At 60.9% G+C, this 16,678-nt stretch carries 12 protein-coding genes and 3 tRNA genes; 4 read left to right on the forward strand and 11 right to left on the reverse strand.

The genetic code is table 11. The features are described from left to right. Positions 1–37 precede the first annotated feature (37 nt). The 4 genes from tig to ACZ5WQ_RS06575 form a co-directional block, all read right to left on the reverse strand. The gene (tig, locus tag ACZ5WQ_RS06560; protein WP_464383409.1) at positions 38–1,384 is read right to left on the reverse strand and encodes a trigger factor; all 1,347 of its coding nucleotides are present in this window, start codon (positions 1,382–1,384) and stop codon (positions 38–40) included. A 420-nt stretch (positions 1,385–1,804) separates the two neighbouring features. Beyond that, positions 1,805–1,889: transfer RNA gene (locus tag ACZ5WQ_RS06565), tRNA-Leu, on the reverse strand. 55 nt (positions 1,890–1,944) lie between these two features. Next, positions 1,945–2,020 (reverse strand) — tRNA-His (locus ACZ5WQ_RS06570). A 36-nt stretch (positions 2,021–2,056) separates the two neighbouring features. Continuing rightward, positions 2,057–2,133 (reverse strand) — tRNA-Arg (locus ACZ5WQ_RS06575). Between the two features lie 326 nt (positions 2,134–2,459). On the opposite strand from ACZ5WQ_RS06575, the gene folD reads away from it, so the two are divergent. Then, positions 2,460–3,314, forward strand: coding sequence for a bifunctional methylenetetrahydrofolate dehydrogenase/methenyltetrahydrofolate cyclohydrolase FolD (gene folD / locus ACZ5WQ_RS06580; protein WP_088274017.1), 855 nt, complete (start codon positions 2,460–2,462; stop codon positions 3,312–3,314). Between the two features lie 67 nt (positions 3,315–3,381). Here folD and ACZ5WQ_RS06585 read toward each other — a convergent pair whose 3' ends face one another. The 6 genes from ACZ5WQ_RS06585 to ACZ5WQ_RS06610 all read right to left on the reverse strand — a co-directional run bounded on the left by ACZ5WQ_RS06585 (position 3,382) and on the right by ACZ5WQ_RS06610 (position 10,901). Continuing rightward, the gene (locus ACZ5WQ_RS06585; protein ID WP_464383410.1) at positions 3,382–4,170 is read right to left on the reverse strand and encodes an SDR family oxidoreductase; all 789 of its coding nucleotides are present in this window, start codon (positions 4,168–4,170) and stop codon (positions 3,382–3,384) included. A gap of 61 nt (positions 4,171–4,231) precedes the next feature. Next, on the reverse strand, positions 4,232–5,419 hold the full coding sequence (gene prpF, locus ACZ5WQ_RS06590) for a 2-methylaconitate cis-trans isomerase PrpF (RefSeq protein ID WP_464383411.1): 1,188 nt from the start codon (positions 5,417–5,419) through the stop codon (positions 4,232–4,234). A 50-nt stretch (positions 5,420–5,469) separates the two neighbouring features. Then, positions 5,470–8,079: a Fe/S-dependent 2-methylisocitrate dehydratase AcnD gene (gene acnD / locus ACZ5WQ_RS06595; RefSeq protein WP_464383412.1), complete on the reverse strand. Its 2,610-nt coding sequence runs from the start codon at positions 8,077–8,079 to the stop codon at positions 5,470–5,472. Position 8,080: 1 nt separating this feature from the next. Then, complete coding sequence (gene prpC, locus ACZ5WQ_RS06600) at positions 8,081–9,238, reverse strand: bifunctional 2-methylcitrate synthase/citrate synthase (protein ID WP_088274013.1); 1,158 nt, start codon at positions 9,236–9,238, stop codon at positions 8,081–8,083. 71 nt (positions 9,239–9,309) lie between these two features. Continuing rightward, positions 9,310–10,194: a methylisocitrate lyase gene (gene prpB / locus ACZ5WQ_RS06605; protein ID WP_228246913.1), complete on the reverse strand. Its 885-nt coding sequence runs from the start codon at positions 10,192–10,194 to the stop codon at positions 9,310–9,312. Next, the gene (locus ACZ5WQ_RS06610; protein ID WP_228246912.1) at positions 10,194–10,901 is read right to left on the reverse strand and encodes a GntR family transcriptional regulator; all 708 of its coding nucleotides are present in this window, start codon (positions 10,899–10,901) and stop codon (positions 10,194–10,196) included. Before ACZ5WQ_RS06610 ends, prpB begins: the two co-directional genes overlap by 1 nt. Positions 10,902–11,202: 301 nt before the next feature. Between ACZ5WQ_RS06610 and rloB the strand changes: the two genes are divergently transcribed. The 3 genes from rloB to pabB are packed head-to-tail and all read left to right on the forward strand — an operon-like array spanning position 11,203 to position 15,107. Then, on the forward strand, positions 11,203–12,729 hold the full coding sequence (gene rloB / locus ACZ5WQ_RS06615) for an osmotic stress tolerance membrane protein RloB (RefSeq protein ID WP_228246911.1): 1,527 nt from the start codon (positions 11,203–11,205) through the stop codon (positions 12,727–12,729). 9 nt (positions 12,730–12,738) lie between these two features. Next, positions 12,739–13,752 (forward strand): alpha-L-glutamate ligase-like protein, encoded by a 1,014-nt coding sequence (locus tag ACZ5WQ_RS06620; protein WP_088274009.1) that lies wholly within the window; start codon positions 12,739–12,741, stop codon positions 13,750–13,752. Beyond that, a complete protein-coding gene (gene pabB, locus ACZ5WQ_RS06625; RefSeq protein WP_464383413.1) occupies positions 13,749–15,107 on the forward strand; it encodes an aminodeoxychorismate synthase component I in 1,359 nt (452 codons plus the stop codon). The genes ACZ5WQ_RS06620 and pabB overlap by 4 nt, the downstream gene beginning before the upstream one ends. Positions 15,108–15,198: 91 nt before the next feature. Here pabB and ACZ5WQ_RS06630 read toward each other — a convergent pair whose 3' ends face one another. Continuing rightward, complete coding sequence (locus ACZ5WQ_RS06630) at positions 15,199–16,560, reverse strand: spinster family MFS transporter (protein WP_464383414.1); 1,362 nt, start codon at positions 16,558–16,560, stop codon at positions 15,199–15,201. Positions 16,561–16,678 lie beyond the last annotated feature (118 nt).

Below are 16,678 nucleotides of genomic sequence, written 5' to 3' on the forward strand. Positions count from 1 at the left end.
CGAAGGCTGGCTTGCGTTGACGGAAAGCGGCAGCGAATTACTCGTCTGCTTTAGCTTCCTCGGCCTCACCAGCTTCAACCTGAGCAGGTTGTGCCGGCTTCACGGCCTCTTCATAAGCGACTTTCTTATCAGTCACTTGCGCCTTCTGCAGCACAGTATCCACGACTTGTTCTTCCAGCACAACCGACTGGATTTCACCCAGCTGCTGCTCATTCTGGTAGTACCAGTTAACGACCTGCTCCGGCTCCTGGTAAGCAGAGGCCAGCTCTTCAACCATGGCGCGAACGCGATCGTTGTCCGGCTTGATGTCGTTTTGCTTGACCACTTCAGCCACGATCAGACCCAGGCTGACGCGACGCTTGGCCTGCTCTTCGAACAGCTCGGCCGGCAGCTGGCTGGCCTGGATGTTGGCGCCGCCAAACTGCTGAACAGCCTGCTCGCGCAGACGATCGATCTCGTTGCTGATCAGCGCCTTCGGCACCTCAACGGTGTTGGTCTTCAGCAGACCGTCCATGACCTGGCCCTTGACCTTGGTCTTGATCGCCTGACGCAGCTCACGCTCCATGTTCTTGCGAACTTCGGCGCGGAAGCCTTCCAGACCACCTTCGTTCACACCGAACTGGGTGAAGAACTCGTCGTTCAGTTCCGGCAGAGCCGGCGCAGCAACGGCTTGAACGGTCGTTTCGAACTCGGCGGCCTTACCGGCCAGATCCAGGTTCTGATAATCCTCAGGGAAGGTGACCTTCAGGGTCAGGCTGTCGCCTGCCTTGGCACCGACCAGGCCTTCTTCAAAGCCCGGAATCATGCGGCCGGAACCCAGAACCAGATTGGTGCCATTGGCAGTGCCGCCCTGGAATGCTTCGCCGTCGATCTTGCCGACGAAGTCGATAGTGACCTGATCACCGTTCTCGGCAGCACGCTCAACCGCTTCAAAGCGGGTGTTCTGCTTGCGCAGGGTTTCCAGCATGGTGTCGACATCAGCTTCGGTCACTTCGGACTCGGGACGTTCAACGCTGATAGCCTCGAAACCGGCCAGAGTGACTTCCGGGTAGACTTCGAAGGTCGCAACGTATTCGAAATCCTTGCCCGCTTCCATGCTCTTGGGCTCAACGCTCGGCGCACCGGCCGGGTTCAGCTTTTCCTGCATGATGGCTTCGTAGAAAGAGGACTGGATCACTTCGCCGATAACTTCCTGATGAGCGGAAGCACCGAAGCGCTTGCGGATAACGCTCATCGGCACCTTGCCAGGACGGAAACCATCAACGCGGGCGCGCTTGGCGGTCTGCTGCAGACGCTTGTTGACCTCGTTTTCAATACGATCGGCAGGAATGCCTACGGTCATACGGCGCTCGAGGCCGGAAGTGGTTTCAACCGAAACTTGCATGGATAGTCCTCGTTCAACAGACAAAGAAAATGGTTATTGGTAGATTCCAAAGGGACGACATTCTAGTCGCTTGAATGGCAGAAGTCATCACCGCAACGACAAAGCGCCAAACAACGCCTGCCCACTCACCATCAAGGCCCCATTTCCGAAAAAACGGACCGCTCGCTAGCCTTGCTCAAGCGACCCGCCTCACGGCATCGAACCCTCGCAAGGAGACCTGCGCAATGGACGCCCTCGCAACCCCGCTCACAACCATGGCCCTGCTTGCCTGTGCTTACGGCACTCACGAAAAACCCAAGCAGGGAATAAAAGCAGCCAAAAAGAAGTGAGCGAAATCCGCGAACGCCAGAAACCAAAAAACCGCCCTTGCGAGGCGGTTTTTGCTGAAGCCATCGGACATGCATCAATCCGACTAAAAGATGGTGCGGACGGGGAGACTCGAACTCCCACACCTCGCGGCGCCAGAACCTAAATCTGGTGTGTCTACCAATTTCACCACGTCCGCTTTGCAGCGCTTCAAACGAAAACGCCAGGCAGAGCCTGGCATTTTCTTGAATAAGTGGGGTGGACGATGGGGATCGAACCCACGACAACAGGAGTCACAATCCTGTGCTCTACCAACTGAGCTACGCCCACCACTACATGCTTCTCGACCACACAGCCTTGCCTTAATGGCACGCCCGGCAGGACTCGAACCTGCGACCATCCGCTTAGAAGGCGGATGCTCTATCCAGCTGAGCTACGGGCGCCCTGTGCATTCTTTCGCCCGTTAGGACTGAGATTCCGAATCAACTTGTGACGCCGATCCGGTGCTGCCTGGTCGCCTTCCAAACCGGTGTCGCTGTGTTTGTGAAGCGGGGCGAATAATACTTAGCGACGCCCACCACGTCAACGCTCAGAACAAAAAAATTTAATCACATGAGGAAGTTATCCTGATTCCCTGCACTGACCATCAATAGCCGTATGACAATTCAGCACAGTCTTCGGGGTTTTCCGACAACCTGCCCTGCTCGCCCTTTTTCCGCGGGGTCCGGCATGCCACAATAGCGCCACTTTTTTCTGCGTCAGGAACCCCATGAACGCCCAACTCATTGATGGCAAGCAGATTGCCGCCAACCTCCGCAAGGAAATCGCCAGTAAAGTTGCCGAACGCAAGCAAAACGGCCTGCGTCTGCCGGGCCTCGCTGTCATTCTGGTCGGCAGTGACCCGGCCTCCCAGGTCTATGTTTCGCACAAGCGCAAGGATTGCGAAGAAGTCGGGTTCCTGTCCCGTTCGCATGACCTGCCGGCGACCACCAGCCAGCAGGAGCTGCTCGACCTGATCGACCACCTGAACGACGATCCGGAAATCGACGGCATTCTGGTTCAGTTGCCCCTGCCGGCCCACCTGGAGGCCTCGCAGCTACTGGAGCGCATCCGCCCCGACAAGGATGTGGACGGCTTCCACCCCTATAACATCGGCCGCCTGGCCCAGCGCATGCCACTGCTGCGCCCCTGCACGCCAATGGGTATCGTGCGCCTGCTCAAGAGCACTGGTGCCGACCTGTACGGCATGGACGCAACCGTCGTTGGCGCCTCCAATATCGTCGGCCGACCCATGGCGCTGGAGCTGCTGCTGGCTGGCTGCACCACTACTGTGACTCACCGCTTTACCAAGAATCTGGAAGACCACATTCGCCGCTCCGACCTGGTGGTGGTTGCCGCCGGCAAGCCCGGACTGGTAAAGGGCGAATGGATCAAACCGGGCGCGATCGTGATTGATGTGGGTATCAACCGCATGGACGACGGCCGCCTGGTTGGCGACGTGGAGTTCGGCCCGGCCGCCGAGCGCGCCAGCTGGATCACGCCGGTGCCGGGCGGCGTAGGCCCGATGACCCGTGCCTGCCTGCTGGAAAATACCCTGCACGCCTGCGAGCATCTGCACAGCTAGGCAGACTGCTGCCGCAGACATAAAAACGCCCGGCCAGTGCCGGGCGTCTTTGTTTTCGCGCAGACGGTCAGAGCGAACCGGTCATGCCGCCATCCACCGGCAAATTGATGCCGTTGATATAGGCAGCCGCTGGCGAGGCGAGAAAGCCAACGGCATTGGCAAACTCGGCCGGCTCGGCAAAACGTCCTGCCGGTACGCTGGCCGCCATAGCCTTGGCAACCTGCTCTGCCGACCGCTCGCTGCGTGCAGCAGTGTTGGCAATCAGGCTGTCCAGTCTGGGGGTTTGTGTCAGCCCGGGCAGCACGTTATTGACGGTAATGCCATCGGCGCCCAGCTCCGACGCCAGCGTTTTGGCCCAGTTGGCAACAGCAGCCCGCACCGTGTTGGATACACCCAGATTGGCCAGCGGTTGCTTGACCGAAGTGGACAGCACATTGAGGATGCGCCCGTAACCGGCGCTGCGCATCCCCGGCAGCAGATGCCTAAGGATGACCTGGGCATGCACCATGTGCTGCGTAAGTGCAGCGGCATAGGCGTCGGGTTCTGCGTCACTGGCACGCCCGGGCGCCGGGCCACCGGTGTTGTTGAGCCAGATATGAATGGCTCCGCCCTGCTCCAGCTCGTTGACCAGCGCGCGTGTCAGCGCCGCGCGATCGTGGGCGTCAACCGCCAGTACGCTGTGGCGCTGACCGTGCCCGGTTGCCAGGCTATCGCGTACCGACTGCAACTTGTCGAGCGAACGGGCCAGCAATACCACCTCTGCGCCCTGCTCGGCCAATTGACGGGCGCAGGCCTCGCCCAGCCCCTGACTTGCACCACAGACCAGCGCGCGCCGGCCCGACAGATTCAGATTCATGCAATTGCTCCACCGCGTTACCAGAGTCGAACGAGCCTAGCACGCGGCGGAGTTCAGCACATCAGAACGCGTCGCCGGGTACCCGGACGCTGCCTTCCATCAGGATCCGCGCGCTGCGGCTCATGATGGCTTTGGTGACGACCCACTGACCGTCGACCTGTTTGGCTTCGGCACCAACGCGCAGCGATCCGGACGGATGACCAAAGCGCACGGCTTCGCGTTCGCCACCACCGGCAGCCAGATTGACCAGCGTACCGGGGATCGCCGCCGCAGTGCCGATGGCGACCGCGCAGGTGCCCATCATGGCGTGGTGCAGTTTGCCCATGGACAGGGCGCGCACCAGCAGATCAACATCCGACGCCTCGATCTGCTTGCCACTGGAAGCCTGATAGGTCTTGGGCGGCGAGACGAAGGCAATCTTTGGCGTGTGCTGACGCTTGGCGGCTTCTTCCGGCGTTTTGATCAACCCCATACGCAGCGCACCAGCGATACGAATCTGCTCGAAACGCGCCAGCTGAGCCGGATCACTGTTGATGTCTTCGCGCAGCTCGGTGCCCTGGTAGCCGATGTCTTCGGCATTGACGAACACGGTCGGGATACCCGCGGTGATCATGGTCGCCTTGAAGGTACCGACACCGGGCACTTCGAGGTCGTCGACCAGATTGCCGGTGGGGAACATCGAGCCGCCCTCTTCGCCATCGTCGGACGGATCAAGGAACTCCAGCACTATTTCAGCCGCCGGGAAGGTCACGCCATCCAGCTCGAAATCACCGGTTTCCTGCACTTCACCGTTGGTGATCGGCACATGGGCGATGATGGTCTTCTGGATATTGGCTTGCCAGATGCGGACCACGCAGATGCCGTTATCCGGAATCCGCGCAGGATCTACCAGGCCGGCATGAATGGCAAAGGCGCCTGCTGCAGTCGACAGGTTGCCGCAGTTGCCGCTCCAGTCCACAAACGCGCTGTCGATCGAGACCTGACCGTACAGGTAATCGACGTCGTGCTCGGGCTGGCTGCTTTTCGACAGAATCACGCACTTGGAGGTCGACGAGGTGGCGCCGCCCATGCCGTCGATGTGCGCACTGTACGGATCGGGGCTGCCGATCACGCGCATGAACAGGTTGTCACGCGCCTCACCCGGCACCTGGCAGCGCTCGGGCAAATCCTGCAGACGGAAGAACACGCCTTTACTGGTACCGCCACGAATGTAGGTTGCGGGAATTTTGACTTGGGCTGCATGAGCCATGAAAACGTCTCCTGAAAAGAACACCGGGGCGCAAGCGCCCCGGTACTGGATCAACCTTGCTCTGACTCAAGGAAGTCCTTGGCGAAGCGCTGCAGCACCCCACCCGCCTTGTACACGCTGACATCGGCAGCGGTATCCAGACGGCAGGTGACCGGCACCTCTACCACCTCACCATTGCGGCGATTGATCACCAGGGTCAGATCGCAGCGCGGCGATACCTCACCCTTGATGTCATAGGTCTCGGTACCGTCCAGGCCCAGCGTCAGGCGGGTAGTACCCGGCTTGAACTCGACCGGCAGCACGCCCATGCCAACCAGGTTGGTACGGTGAATGCGCTCGAAGCCTTCGGCCACGATCACTTCAACACCGGCCAGACGCACGCCCTTGGCCGCCCAGTCACGGGACGAGCCCTGACCGTAGTCGGCACCGGCAACGATGATCAGGTTCTGCTTGCGGTTCATGTAGGTTTCGATCGCTTCCCACATGCGCATGACCTGGCCTTCCGGCTCAACGCGGGCCAGCGAGCCCTTCTTGACCTGACCATCCACCACGGCCATTTCGTTGACCAGTTGCGGGTTGGCGAAGGTCGCGCGCTGCGCGGTCAGGTGGTCACCACGGTGTGTCGCGTAGGAGTTGAAGTCCTCTTCCGGCAGGCCCATCTTGTGCAGGTACTCACCCGCCGCCGAGTCCATCAGAATCGCGTTGGACGGCGACAGGTGATCGGTGGTGATATTGTCCGGCAGGATCGCCAGCGGACGCATGCCCTTGAGCGTGCGCTCACCAGCCAGTGCGCCTTCCCAGTAGGGCGGACGACGGATATAGGTCGACATCGGGCGCCAGTCGTACAGCGGGCTTTCTGCTTCCTGCACGCTGCCCAGATCGAACATCGGGATGTAGATCTGGCGGAACTGCTCCGGCTTGACGCTGGAGGCCACGATGGCGTCGATCTCTTCGTCGCTCGGCCACAGGTCTTTCAGGGTGACCGGATTGCCGGCCTTGTCGGTGCCCAGCACGTCCTGCTCGATGTCGAAACGCACGGTACCGGCGATGGCGTAAGCCACAACCAGCGGCGGCGACGCCAGGAACGCCTGTTTGGCGTACGGGTGGATACGGCCGTCGAAGTTACGGTTACCGGACAGCACCGCAGTGGCGTACAGGTCACGGTCGATGATTTCCTGCTGGATCTTCGGATCCAGCGCACCGGACATACCGTTACAGGTGGTGCAGGCGTAGGCAACGATGCCGAAGCCCAGCTTCTCCAGCTCCGGCAGCAGACCGGCCTCTTCCAGGTACAGCTTGGCAACCTTGGAACCCGGCGCGAAGGAGGTTTTCACCCACGGCTTGCGGACCAGACCCAGGTCGTTGGCTTTCTTGGCCAGCAGACCGGCGGCCACGACGTTGCGCGGGTTGGAGGTGTTGGTGCAACTGGTGATGGCGGCGATGATCACCGCGCCATCGGGCATCAGGCCCTGGGCTTCTTCACCCTTGCCGGCTTCCCACTTGGCTTCGTCGGAAATGCCACGCTCGGCCAGTGCCGAGGTCGGCAGGCGACGGTGCGGGTTTGACGGGCCAGCCATGTTACGCACGACGGTGCCCAGATCGAAGCGCAGCACGCGCTCGTACTCGGCGGTCTTGAGCGCATCGCTCCACAGACCCAGCTCCTTGGCATAGGTCTCGACCAGTGCCACCTGCTCGGGCTCGCGACCGGTCAGCTTGAGGTAATCAATGGTCTGGCCGTCGATGTAGAACATCGAGGCAGTGGCACCGTACTCGGGGCACATGTTGGAGATCGTGGCACGGTCGCCGATGGTCAGGCTGTCTGCACCTTCGCCAAAGAACTCGACGTAGGCACCAACCACCCGCTCCTGGCGCAGGAACTCGGTCAGCGCCAGAACGATGTCGGTCGCGGTGATACCCGGCTGACGCTTGCCGGTCAGCTCGACACCGACGATATCGGGCAGGCGCATCATCGACGGGTGACCCAACATCACGGTTTCGGCTTCCAGCCCCCCCACACCGATAGCGATCACGCCCAGGGCGTCAACGTGCGGAGTGTGCGAGTCAGTACCGACACAGGTGTCGGGGAAGGCCACGCCTTCACGCGCCTGAATCACCGGGCTCATCTTCTCCAGGTTGATCTGGTGCATGATGCCGTTACCGGCCGGGATCACGTCGACGTTCTTGAACGCGGTCTTGGTCCACTCGATAAAGTGGAAGCGGTCTTCGTTGCGACGATCTTCGATGGCGCGGTTCTTCTCGAACGCATCCGGGTCGAAACCGGGCGCTTCAACGGCCAGGGAGTGGTCAACGATCAGCTGGGTCGGTACCACCGGGTTGACCTTGGACGGGTCACCACCCTTCTCGGCGATGGCGTCACGCAGACCGGCCAGATCGACCAGTGCGGTTTGACCGAGAATGTCGTGACAGACAACGCGGGCCGGATACCAGGGGAAGTCCAGATCGCGCTTGCGGTAAACCAGCTGCTCCAGCGATGCGGTCAGGTCCGCCGGATCGCAGCGACGTACCAGCTGCTCGGCCAGCACGCGAGAGGTATAAGGCAGCTTGGCCCAGGCACCGGCCTGGATCGCTTCAACTGCCTCTTTGGCGTCGAAGTAATCCAGCTGGGTACCCGGCAGGGCTTTGCGGAATTGGGTGTTCATCTTACTTGCGATCCTTGAGTGCCACGAACGGCACATCTTCTGGGCCAACGTAGTTGGCGCTCGGACGAATAATCTTGCCGTCGATACGCTGCTCGATCACGTGACTGGACCAGCCGGCGGTACGGGCAATCACGAACAGCGGGGTGAACATCGCGGTGGGCACGCCCATCATGTGGTAGCTCACGGCGCTGAACCAGTCGAGGTTCGGGAACATCTTCTTGATTTCCCACATCACGCTTTCCAGACGCTCGGCGATGTCATACATCTTGGTGTTGTTCTGCTCGGCAGACAGCTGGCGAGCCACTTCCTTGATCACCTTGTTGCGCGGGTCGGAGACGGTGTAAACCGGGTGACCGAAGCCAATGACCACTTCCTTCTTCTCGACGCGGGCACGGATGTCGGCCTCAGCCTCATCCGGGTTGTCGTAGCGCTTCTGGATCTCGAAGGCGACTTCGTTAGCGCCGCCGTGCTTCGGACCACGCAGTGCGCCAATCGCACCGGCGATGCAGGAATGCATGTCGGAGCCGGTACCGGCGATCACACGGCTGGTAAAGGTAGAGGCGTTGAACTCATGCTCGGCGTACAGGTTGAGGCTGGTGTGCATCGCGCGCACCCAGGACTCACGAGGCTTCTCACCGTGCAGCAGGTGCAGGAAGTGACCGCCGATGGAGTCGTCATCGGTCTCAACGTCGATGCGCTTGCCGTTGTGGCTGAAGTGGTACCAGTACAGCAGCATGGAGCCAAAAGAAGCCATCAGCTTATCGGCAATATCACGCGCACCCGGGTGGTTGTGATCGTCCTTCTCGGGGGACACACAGCCCAGAACGGAGACACCGGTACGCATCACATCCATTGGGTGGGCAGACGGCGGCAGTTGCTCGAGGGCAGCCATGACCGCAGCCGGCAGGCCGCGCAGGGCTTTCAGCTTGGCCTTGTAGCCGGTCAGCTCAGCGATGGTCGGCAGCTTGCCGTGGACCAGCAGGTGGGCGATTTCTTCGAACTCGCAGGTGGTGGCGACATCCAGGATATCGTAGCCACGGTAGTGCAGATCGTTACCGCTGCGGCCGACGGTGCACAGCGCGGTGTTGCCGGCAGCCGTGCCGCTCAGGGCAACAGACTTCTTCGGCTTGAAAGTCGGGGTCTCGGTGTTGGACGTCATGCGTTGGTCTCCTCACGGATCGTTCTTATAGATGAATGACGGCCCCGCCTGCGCGGGGCCAATACCGGGATTTACTTCTTGCCGGCAGCAAACAGGGCGTCAAGCTTCTGCTCGAACGCGTGGTAACCGATGCGGTCGTACAGCTCGGCACGGGTCTGCATGGTGTCGATCACGTTCTGCTGATGGCCTTCGGTACGAATGGCGTTGTAAACATTCTCGGCAGCCTTGTTGGCAGCGCGGAAGGCAGACAGCGGGTACAGCTGAATGGCAACGCCAACCGAGGCCAGCTCTTCACGGGTGAACAGCGGCGTCGCACCAAACTCGGTGATGTTGGCCAGGATCGGCACGTTCAGCTCTTTAACGAAACGCTCGTAGGTGGGCAGATCATAGGCGGCTTCAGCGAAGATGCCGTCAGCACCGGCCTCAACATAGGCCTTGCAGCGTTCGATCGCCGCATCCACACCTTCAGCCTGAATGGCGTCGGTGCGGGCAATCAGGAAGAAGTCCGGATCGGTCCTGGCGTCGACTGCCGCCTTGATGCGGTTGACCATCTCCTCAGTAGAGACAATTTCCTTGCCCGGGCGGTGACCACAGCGCTTGGCACCAACCTGGTCTTCGATATGGGCAGCAGCAGCGCCGGCCTTGATCAGACTTTTGACGGTACGCTCGATGTTGAACGCGCTCGGGCCAAAGCCGGTGTCGATATCGACCAGCAGCGGCAGGTCGCAGACGTCAGTGATGCGACGCACGTCGATCAGCACGTCTTCCAGAGTATTGATACCCAGATCCGGCAGACCCAGGGAGCCGGCAGCGACACCGCCACCTGACAGGTAGATAGCCTGGAAACCGGCACGCTTGGCCAGCAGCGCGTGGTTGGCATTGATCGCACCAATAACCTGCAGCGGACTTTCGGCAGCAAGTGCTTCGCGGAAACGTTTACCCGGGGTTTTCGACATCAGACTGTTCCTCCTGAGGAAGTGACAGCATCGCCCTGCTCCTGCAGTCGACGCTCGATGTTGCGGCGTGATGCGCTGATATGACGGCGCATCAGCATTTCCGCCAGCTCGCCATCGCGGTCGGCGATGGCCTGAATAATATTGTGGTGTTCGGCAAAGGCCTGCTTCGGCCGTTTGGGGGTGGTCGAGAAGCGGTAGCGGTACATGCGCACCAGTTGATAGAGCTCATCGCAGAGCATGTGACTCAGGGTGCGGTTCTTGCTGCCCTGCACGATCAGATAGTGGATATCCAGATCGCCTTCCTGCTGATAGTAGGACTTGTTGGCCTTGAGCCCGCTATGTTGCTCATGCATGGCAAGCACATCGCGCAGCGCGGCAATCTCGTCATCGGTCATGTTCTGCGCGGCCAGTCGGCAGGCCATGCCCTCCAGCGCTTCACGCACGTGATACAGCTCAATCAGCTCAGCGTAGTCGAGTGATACGACCCGCACCCCGGCATGGGGAATGCGCACAACCAGACGACGCCCCTCAAGCCGGCGAATCGCCTCACGCAACGGCCCGCGACCAATACCAAAGGTCGTGGACAGATACTGTTCGCTGATACGGGTGCCCGGGGCAATCTCGCCCTTTACGATCGCCGCCTGGATACGCTCGAACGCTCCATCTGACAGCGTTTGTGCAGGCCCCTCAAGGGTCGCCTCAGTCAATTGTCTACAATCCTGTTTGCCAAGTTGAAAACGGATTGAATTTTGCGCCCCAAAACAACGGATTGTCAACAATCCGCAAAGTTATCCGGGTTGAACTATGCTCAATTGACGGTTTCGTCGGAATCCTGCCAACAATCCGACGGAACCCGAGGCTTTAATAAAGGTCTGCCAGAGGCCGCAAAAAAAGGGGGCCGGGGGTATCTACGAGCGGCCGTGCGCGCATGCTAAGATGCCGCCAGCCTGCCGCGCCTGCCGGAGTGCCATACAGACAGGCCGCCCTACAACAGTTGTTGAGATAACTATGCAATCAATAAATCTGCACCTGAAGATCCTGATCGCCACGCTGGTTGCCCTCGGCGTACTCATTACCGGTTACCAGATCTATGTCCTTGATATTCCGGTTACCGAGGATGAAACCGACGATATCTGGAGCCTCGATGCGAAAGTAGAGTTTCGCGCTGCTCCCGGCACACCGATCAAGGCGCAGTTTTTCATTCCGCCGCTCGATCAGGAGTACGTCAGCCTGAATGAGAGCTTTATCTCCAACAACTACGGCGTGAGCATCAACAACCAGAAGGGCAACCGTCGGGTTACCTGGTCCTCGCGCCGTGCCAGCGGCACCCAGACTCTCTACTACCGTCTGGTGCTGACCAAGCGCTACAGCGAAGAGCAGGCCAAGGCCGCGCCGCCGCCAACACCGCAACCGGTCCAGCTGGAAGGGCCGGAACAGGTCGCAGCTGACGCGCTGATCAACCCGATTCGCCAGCACTCGGCGGATATCGAGACCTTCATCAGCGAAACCATTCGCCGCGTCAACGACATCACCGACGATAACGTCAAGCTGCTGCTGGCCGGTGGCACCAGCGCAATGGACAAGGCCCGGGTCATCGATCTGCTGCTGTCCAACGCGCGCATCCCGCTGGAGCTGGTACACACCATCCGCCTGGAAAACACCGAAGCGCAGACGCCTGAACTCTGGCTGCGCAGCTACAACGGCGAGCGCTGGCTGTATTTCCACCCGGAAACCGGGCAACAGGGTATTCCCGATAACCGCCTGGTCTGGTGGACCGGCAGTGATCCGCTGCTGGCCCTGGAAGGCGGTCGTCAGGCTAACGTGACCCTTACTGTCAGCAACAGTGAGATGAACGCACTGCGTCTGGCCAAGCTGACCACCCAGAACAGCGCATCGGCGCTGCTCGAATACTCGCTGTATGGCCTGCCGCTGCAATCCCAGCGGGTTTATCAAGTCATGATCATGATCCCGGTCGGCGTGCTGGTGATTCTGATTCTGCGCAACCTGATCGGCATGCAGACACTGGGCACATTCACGCCGGTGCTGATCGCCCTCGCCTTCCGTGAAACCGAGCTGGGCTGGGGTATCGCGCTGTTTACCCTGATCACCGCCCTGGGCCTGTCGCTGCGCTCCTATCTTGAACACCTCAAGCTGCAGATGCTGCCGCGCCTGTCCGTGGTACTGACCTTCGTGGTGCTGGTCATCGCTGCAATCAGTCTGTTCAGCCACAAGCTGGGGCTGGAAAAGGCACTGGCCGTGTCGCTGTTCCCGATGGTGATTCTGACCATGACCATCGAGCGCCTGTCCATCACCTGGGAAGAGCGCGGTGGTGCGCAGTCTCTGAAGGCAGCCGTAGGCACCCTGATTGCCGCGACGCTGGCGCATCTGCTGATGACCATTCCGGAGCTGACCTACTTCGTCTTCACCTTCCCGGCTGTGCTGCTGATTCTGGTGGCTTTCATGCTGGCAATGGGTCGCTACCGCGGTTACCGCCTCACCGAGCTGATGCGCTTCAAGGCGCTGATCAAGAGCTGAGGAGCCGACATGTTTTTCTGGAAAACCTGGAAAGCGCTATCCGACGCCGGTGTGATGGGCATCAACCGGCGTAACGCCGATTACGTGCTCAAGTACAACAAGCGGCATCTGTACCCGGTGGTGGACGACAAGATCCTGACCAAGGAGCGCGCCATCGCCGCCGGCATTCACGTGCCGGAGCTGTACGGCATCATCGAAACCGAGAAAGACTTCGACAAGTTCGACAGTATCGTTGCCAATCATCGCGACTTCGTGATCAAACCGGCGCAGGGCGCAGGCGGCGACGGCATCATCGTCATCGCCGACCGCTTCGAGGGCATGTACAAGACCGTCGGCGGCAAGATCATCAGCCGCGATGAAATCGGCCATCACATCTCCAGCATCCTGTCCGGGCTTTACTCGCTCGGCGGTCACCGCGACCGTGTGCTGATCGAATACCGCGTTACCCCGGACCAGATCTTCAAGAGCATCAGCTACGAAGGTGTGCCGGACATTCGCATCATCTGCCTGATGGGCTACCCGGTCATGGCCATGCTGCGACTGCCAACCCGGCAATCGAACGGCAAGGCCAACCTGCACCAGGGCGCCATCGGTGTAGGGGTCGATCTGGCAACCGGCATCACCCTCAAGGGTACCTGGCTGAACAAGATCATCAGCAAGCACCCGGACACCACCAACGAGGTGGACGGCGTGCAGCTGCCGGACTGGAACGGCTTCATGCGTCTGGCGGCGTCCTGCTATGAGCTGTCGGGCCTGGGCTACATCGGCGTGGATCTGGTGCTGGATCAGGACAAGGGGCCGCTGATTCTGGAGCTCAACGCCCGACCCGGCCTGAACATTCAGATCGCCAACGATGCCGGCCTGACTACCCGCGCGCACATCGTCGAGCGGCATCTCGCCCAATTGAAGAAGGAAGGCCGCGAGGAATCCGTTGAAGAGCGCGTTGCGTTTTCCCAGAAGCACTTCGGCAAACTGCCCAATGCGCCGATGTCCAGCGACGAGGCGAACGCCGGCACCGCATGACCGGAGACACTCCCGCGTACCGGCTGCACGAGCTGCCCTACCAGGCTGATCCGATCGCCCGGCTTGAGTCCGTGCGCGCCCTTGGCGCGCCGGTGCTGCTCGACTCGGCGGACCGGCGCAACCAGCTCGGTCGCTACAGCATCCTTTGTGCAGGCCCGCTGCTGCAGATCATCGATGACCAGCCCGCAGCGCAGGTGCAACAGCACCTGCGCGCAGCCCTGCGACAGCTGGGTCCGGCCCGCTGGCCCGGCGACCTGCGTTTGCCGTTTGGCGCGGGGCTGGTCGGTTACCTGGCCTATGACTACGGTCGCCAGCTGGAGTCCCTGCCCTGCCTCGCACGGCACGACATTGCTCTGCCGGACCTCAGTTTCGGCCTCTATGACTGGAGCCTGGTCAGCGACCATCAGCTTCAACGCTGCTGGCTGGTCTGCCATCCCCAGGTACCCAGCGCACGGCAGCAGGCGCTGCTCAGGCAATTGGACAGCCACGCGGCGCCCAGGCAAGCGTTCTCGCTATGCGAGCCTTTCGCGGCCGAACAAGGCAAGGCACAGTACGCTGAGGCCTTCGCCCGGGTTCAGGATTACATTCAGGCCGGTGACTGTTATCAGATCAACCTGGCCCAACGGTTCAGCAGCCATTACCAGGGCGATCCGCTCAGCGCCTATTGCGCGCTGCGCGAGCGCAGCCCCACGCCTTTCTCTGCCTATCTGGAAATGGCTGGCGGCACCCTGCTGAGCCTGTCGCCCGAGCGTTTTATCGAAGTTCAGAACGGCCGGGTCGAGACGCGGCCGATCAAGGGTACGCGGCCGCGGGGCAGCTCGCCGCAGCAGGATCAAGCGCTGGCCGAAGAACTGCAGCGCTGCGAAAAGGACCGGGCGGAGAACCTCATGATCGTCGACCTGCTGCGCAACGATCTCGGTCGCAGCTGCGAGCCCGGCAGCATTCGGGTACCTGAGCTGTTCAGCCTGGAAAGCTATCCCAACGTGCACCATCTAGTCAGCAGTATCACCGGCCGCCTGCGCAGTGACAGCGATACCATCGACCTGCTGATGCGCGCCTTCCCCGGCGGGTCGATCACCGGCGCGCCGAAGATTCGCGCCATGCAGATTATCGAGGAGCTGGAACCGGTGCGTCGCAGCCTGTATTGCGGCAGTGTTGGCTACCTTGGCTGCGAAGGCCAGATGGATTTCAATATCGCCATTCGCAGCCTGGTGTGCCACGAGGGCAGCATCTACTGCTGGGGCGGCGGCGGCGTCGTTGCCGACTCCGAACTGGACGCCGAATACCAGGAAACCCTCACCAAGGTTGGCAACCTGCTCGATGCCCTGCAGCCCGGGCACGACAGTTACACCTGATGAGCTTGCACAGGTAACACCGTGCGCGGTTCAGGCAAGCCGCGTGGCGGCCTGCCCTGTCCTCACCACAACAGCAAGCACAGCACCAGCTTCACGCCGGTGCTGCAGCAGTATCAGCCTCGTCGATCAGCTGTGCATCGGCTGCCATTGACGCCTCCATCCGTTTGCTGTCCGCAACGAAGGAGCGCGCGCCCATCAGCAGCGCTGCCATAGCCGCCAGCAGCGCAACCGGAATAGAGATCATGGCGTCATGCAGCCCCTGCGCCTTGAACAGCTCGTTCATCTCCGCAGCGCCGGCCGCGACCCGGGCCGCCTCGGCAAACTGATCTGACAGCAGGCCGACCACAACCGGCCCCATGCCACCGCCGAGCAGATACAGACAGGCGAAGAACAGGGCCACCGCCGTGCCACGCAGACGCGGCTCGATCACGTCCTGAATGGCGGTGTAAACGCTGGTGAAGTAGTTGTAGGAAAAGAGCCAGCCGATCGAGAACACAGTGATAAACACACCAATCGCAATCTCATCCTGCAGCAACGCATAACCGGTGGCGAGCGCGGAGATCAGCATGCTGATCGCGCCGAACATCAGTCGCCCGGTTGCCCAGCGCTGATGAACCTTGTCGGCAATCCAGCCGCCGGTGACCAGACCGATCAAGCCCGTCACACCCACGATGATGCCGGTGGATACCGCGGCCTGCTGCAACGACAGGTGAAAGTACCGTTGCAGCATCGGCACCATGAACGAGTTGCAGGCGTAGGATGCAAAGTTGTAGGCCAGCCCGGCCAGCGTCAGCCACCAGAAGGTACGCACCGCGAATATCTTGCGCATCGGCTTGTCGACCGATGCCGCGCTGGTCTTGACCACCTCGGCAGCGCCACGGGCAGGCTCCTTGATCATGAACACGAAGACCGCCAGCACAAGGCCCGGGACAGCAGCAATGTAGAACGGCGCACGCCAGCTGTCGAATGCCTCGACCATAGCGCCAACCGTAAAGAACGCCAGCAGCAACCCAAGCGGCAGCCCCAGCATGAAAATACCCATGGCGCGGGCACGCTTGTGCGCCGGAAACAGGTCACCAATCAGCGAATTTGCCGCAGGTGCATAGCTTGCCTCGCCCACGCCGACACCCATGCGAATGATCAGGAAGCTCCAGAAGTTCCAGGCAGCACCGGTCAGCGCAGTAAAGCCGCTCCAGACCGCCAGGCCCCAGCCCATGATCTTGCGGCGCGAGCCGACGTCAGCCATGCGACCGAGCTGAATGCCGGCCAGCGCATAGATGACCGTAAAGGCCGTACCGCCCAGACCGAGCTGAAAATCACTCAGATCCCACTCCATGCGCAGCGGCTCAATAATGATCGCCGGAATGGTGCGGTCGAAAAAGTTGAACATGTTCGCCAGGAACAGAAGGAAGAGCACACGCCAGGCATTTCTGGCTTGTTGTGGCTGCTGCATGGGCTGACCTCTATTGTTGTTGTAGCGCCTCGCTCTGCTGCGGGCAAAAGCCGTCTGGAACGGGCTTAACAATGAGTCTGTCCGATCGCTGCCGGGTACGAAAGCACTACGCCTGCCG

Source organism: Halopseudomonas sp. T1L2, from assembly GCF_055397385.1.

What these genes read in the sequence shown, in the direction of transcription:
- acnD (WP_464383412.1), bottom strand. Translation starts at nt 8,079, where the DNA reads ATGAACACCCAATTCCGCAAAGCCCTGCCGGGTACCCAGCTGGATTAC.
- prpC (WP_088274013.1), bottom strand. Translation starts at nt 9,238, where the DNA reads ATGACGTCCAACACCGAGACCCCGACTTTCAAGCCGAAGAAGTCTGTT.
- ACZ5WQ_RS06585 (WP_464383410.1), bottom strand. Translation starts at nt 4,170, where the DNA reads ATGAATCTGAATCTGTCGGGCCGGCGCGCGCTGGTCTGTGGTGCAAGT.
- ACZ5WQ_RS06630 (WP_464383414.1), bottom strand. Translation starts at nt 16,560, where the DNA reads ATGCAGCAGCCACAACAAGCCAGAAATGCCTGGCGTGTGCTCTTCCTT.
- prpB (WP_228246913.1), bottom strand. Translation starts at nt 10,194, where the DNA reads ATGTCGAAAACCCCGGGTAAACGTTTCCGCGAAGCACTTGCTGCCGAA.
- folD (WP_088274017.1), top strand. Translation starts at nt 2,460, where the DNA reads ATGAACGCCCAACTCATTGATGGCAAGCAGATTGCCGCCAACCTCCGC.
- tig (WP_464383409.1), bottom strand. Translation starts at nt 1,384, where the DNA reads ATGCAAGTTTCGGTTGAAACCACTTCCGGCCTCGAGCGCCGTATGACC.
- ACZ5WQ_RS06620 (WP_088274009.1), top strand. Translation starts at nt 12,739, where the DNA reads ATGTTTTTCTGGAAAACCTGGAAAGCGCTATCCGACGCCGGTGTGATG.
- rloB (WP_228246911.1), top strand. Translation starts at nt 11,203, where the DNA reads ATGCAATCAATAAATCTGCACCTGAAGATCCTGATCGCCACGCTGGTT.
- pabB (WP_464383413.1), top strand. Translation starts at nt 13,749, where the DNA reads ATGACCGGAGACACTCCCGCGTACCGGCTGCACGAGCTGCCCTACCAG.
- prpF (WP_464383411.1), bottom strand. Translation starts at nt 5,419, where the DNA reads ATGGCTCATGCAGCCCAAGTCAAAATTCCCGCAACCTACATTCGTGGC.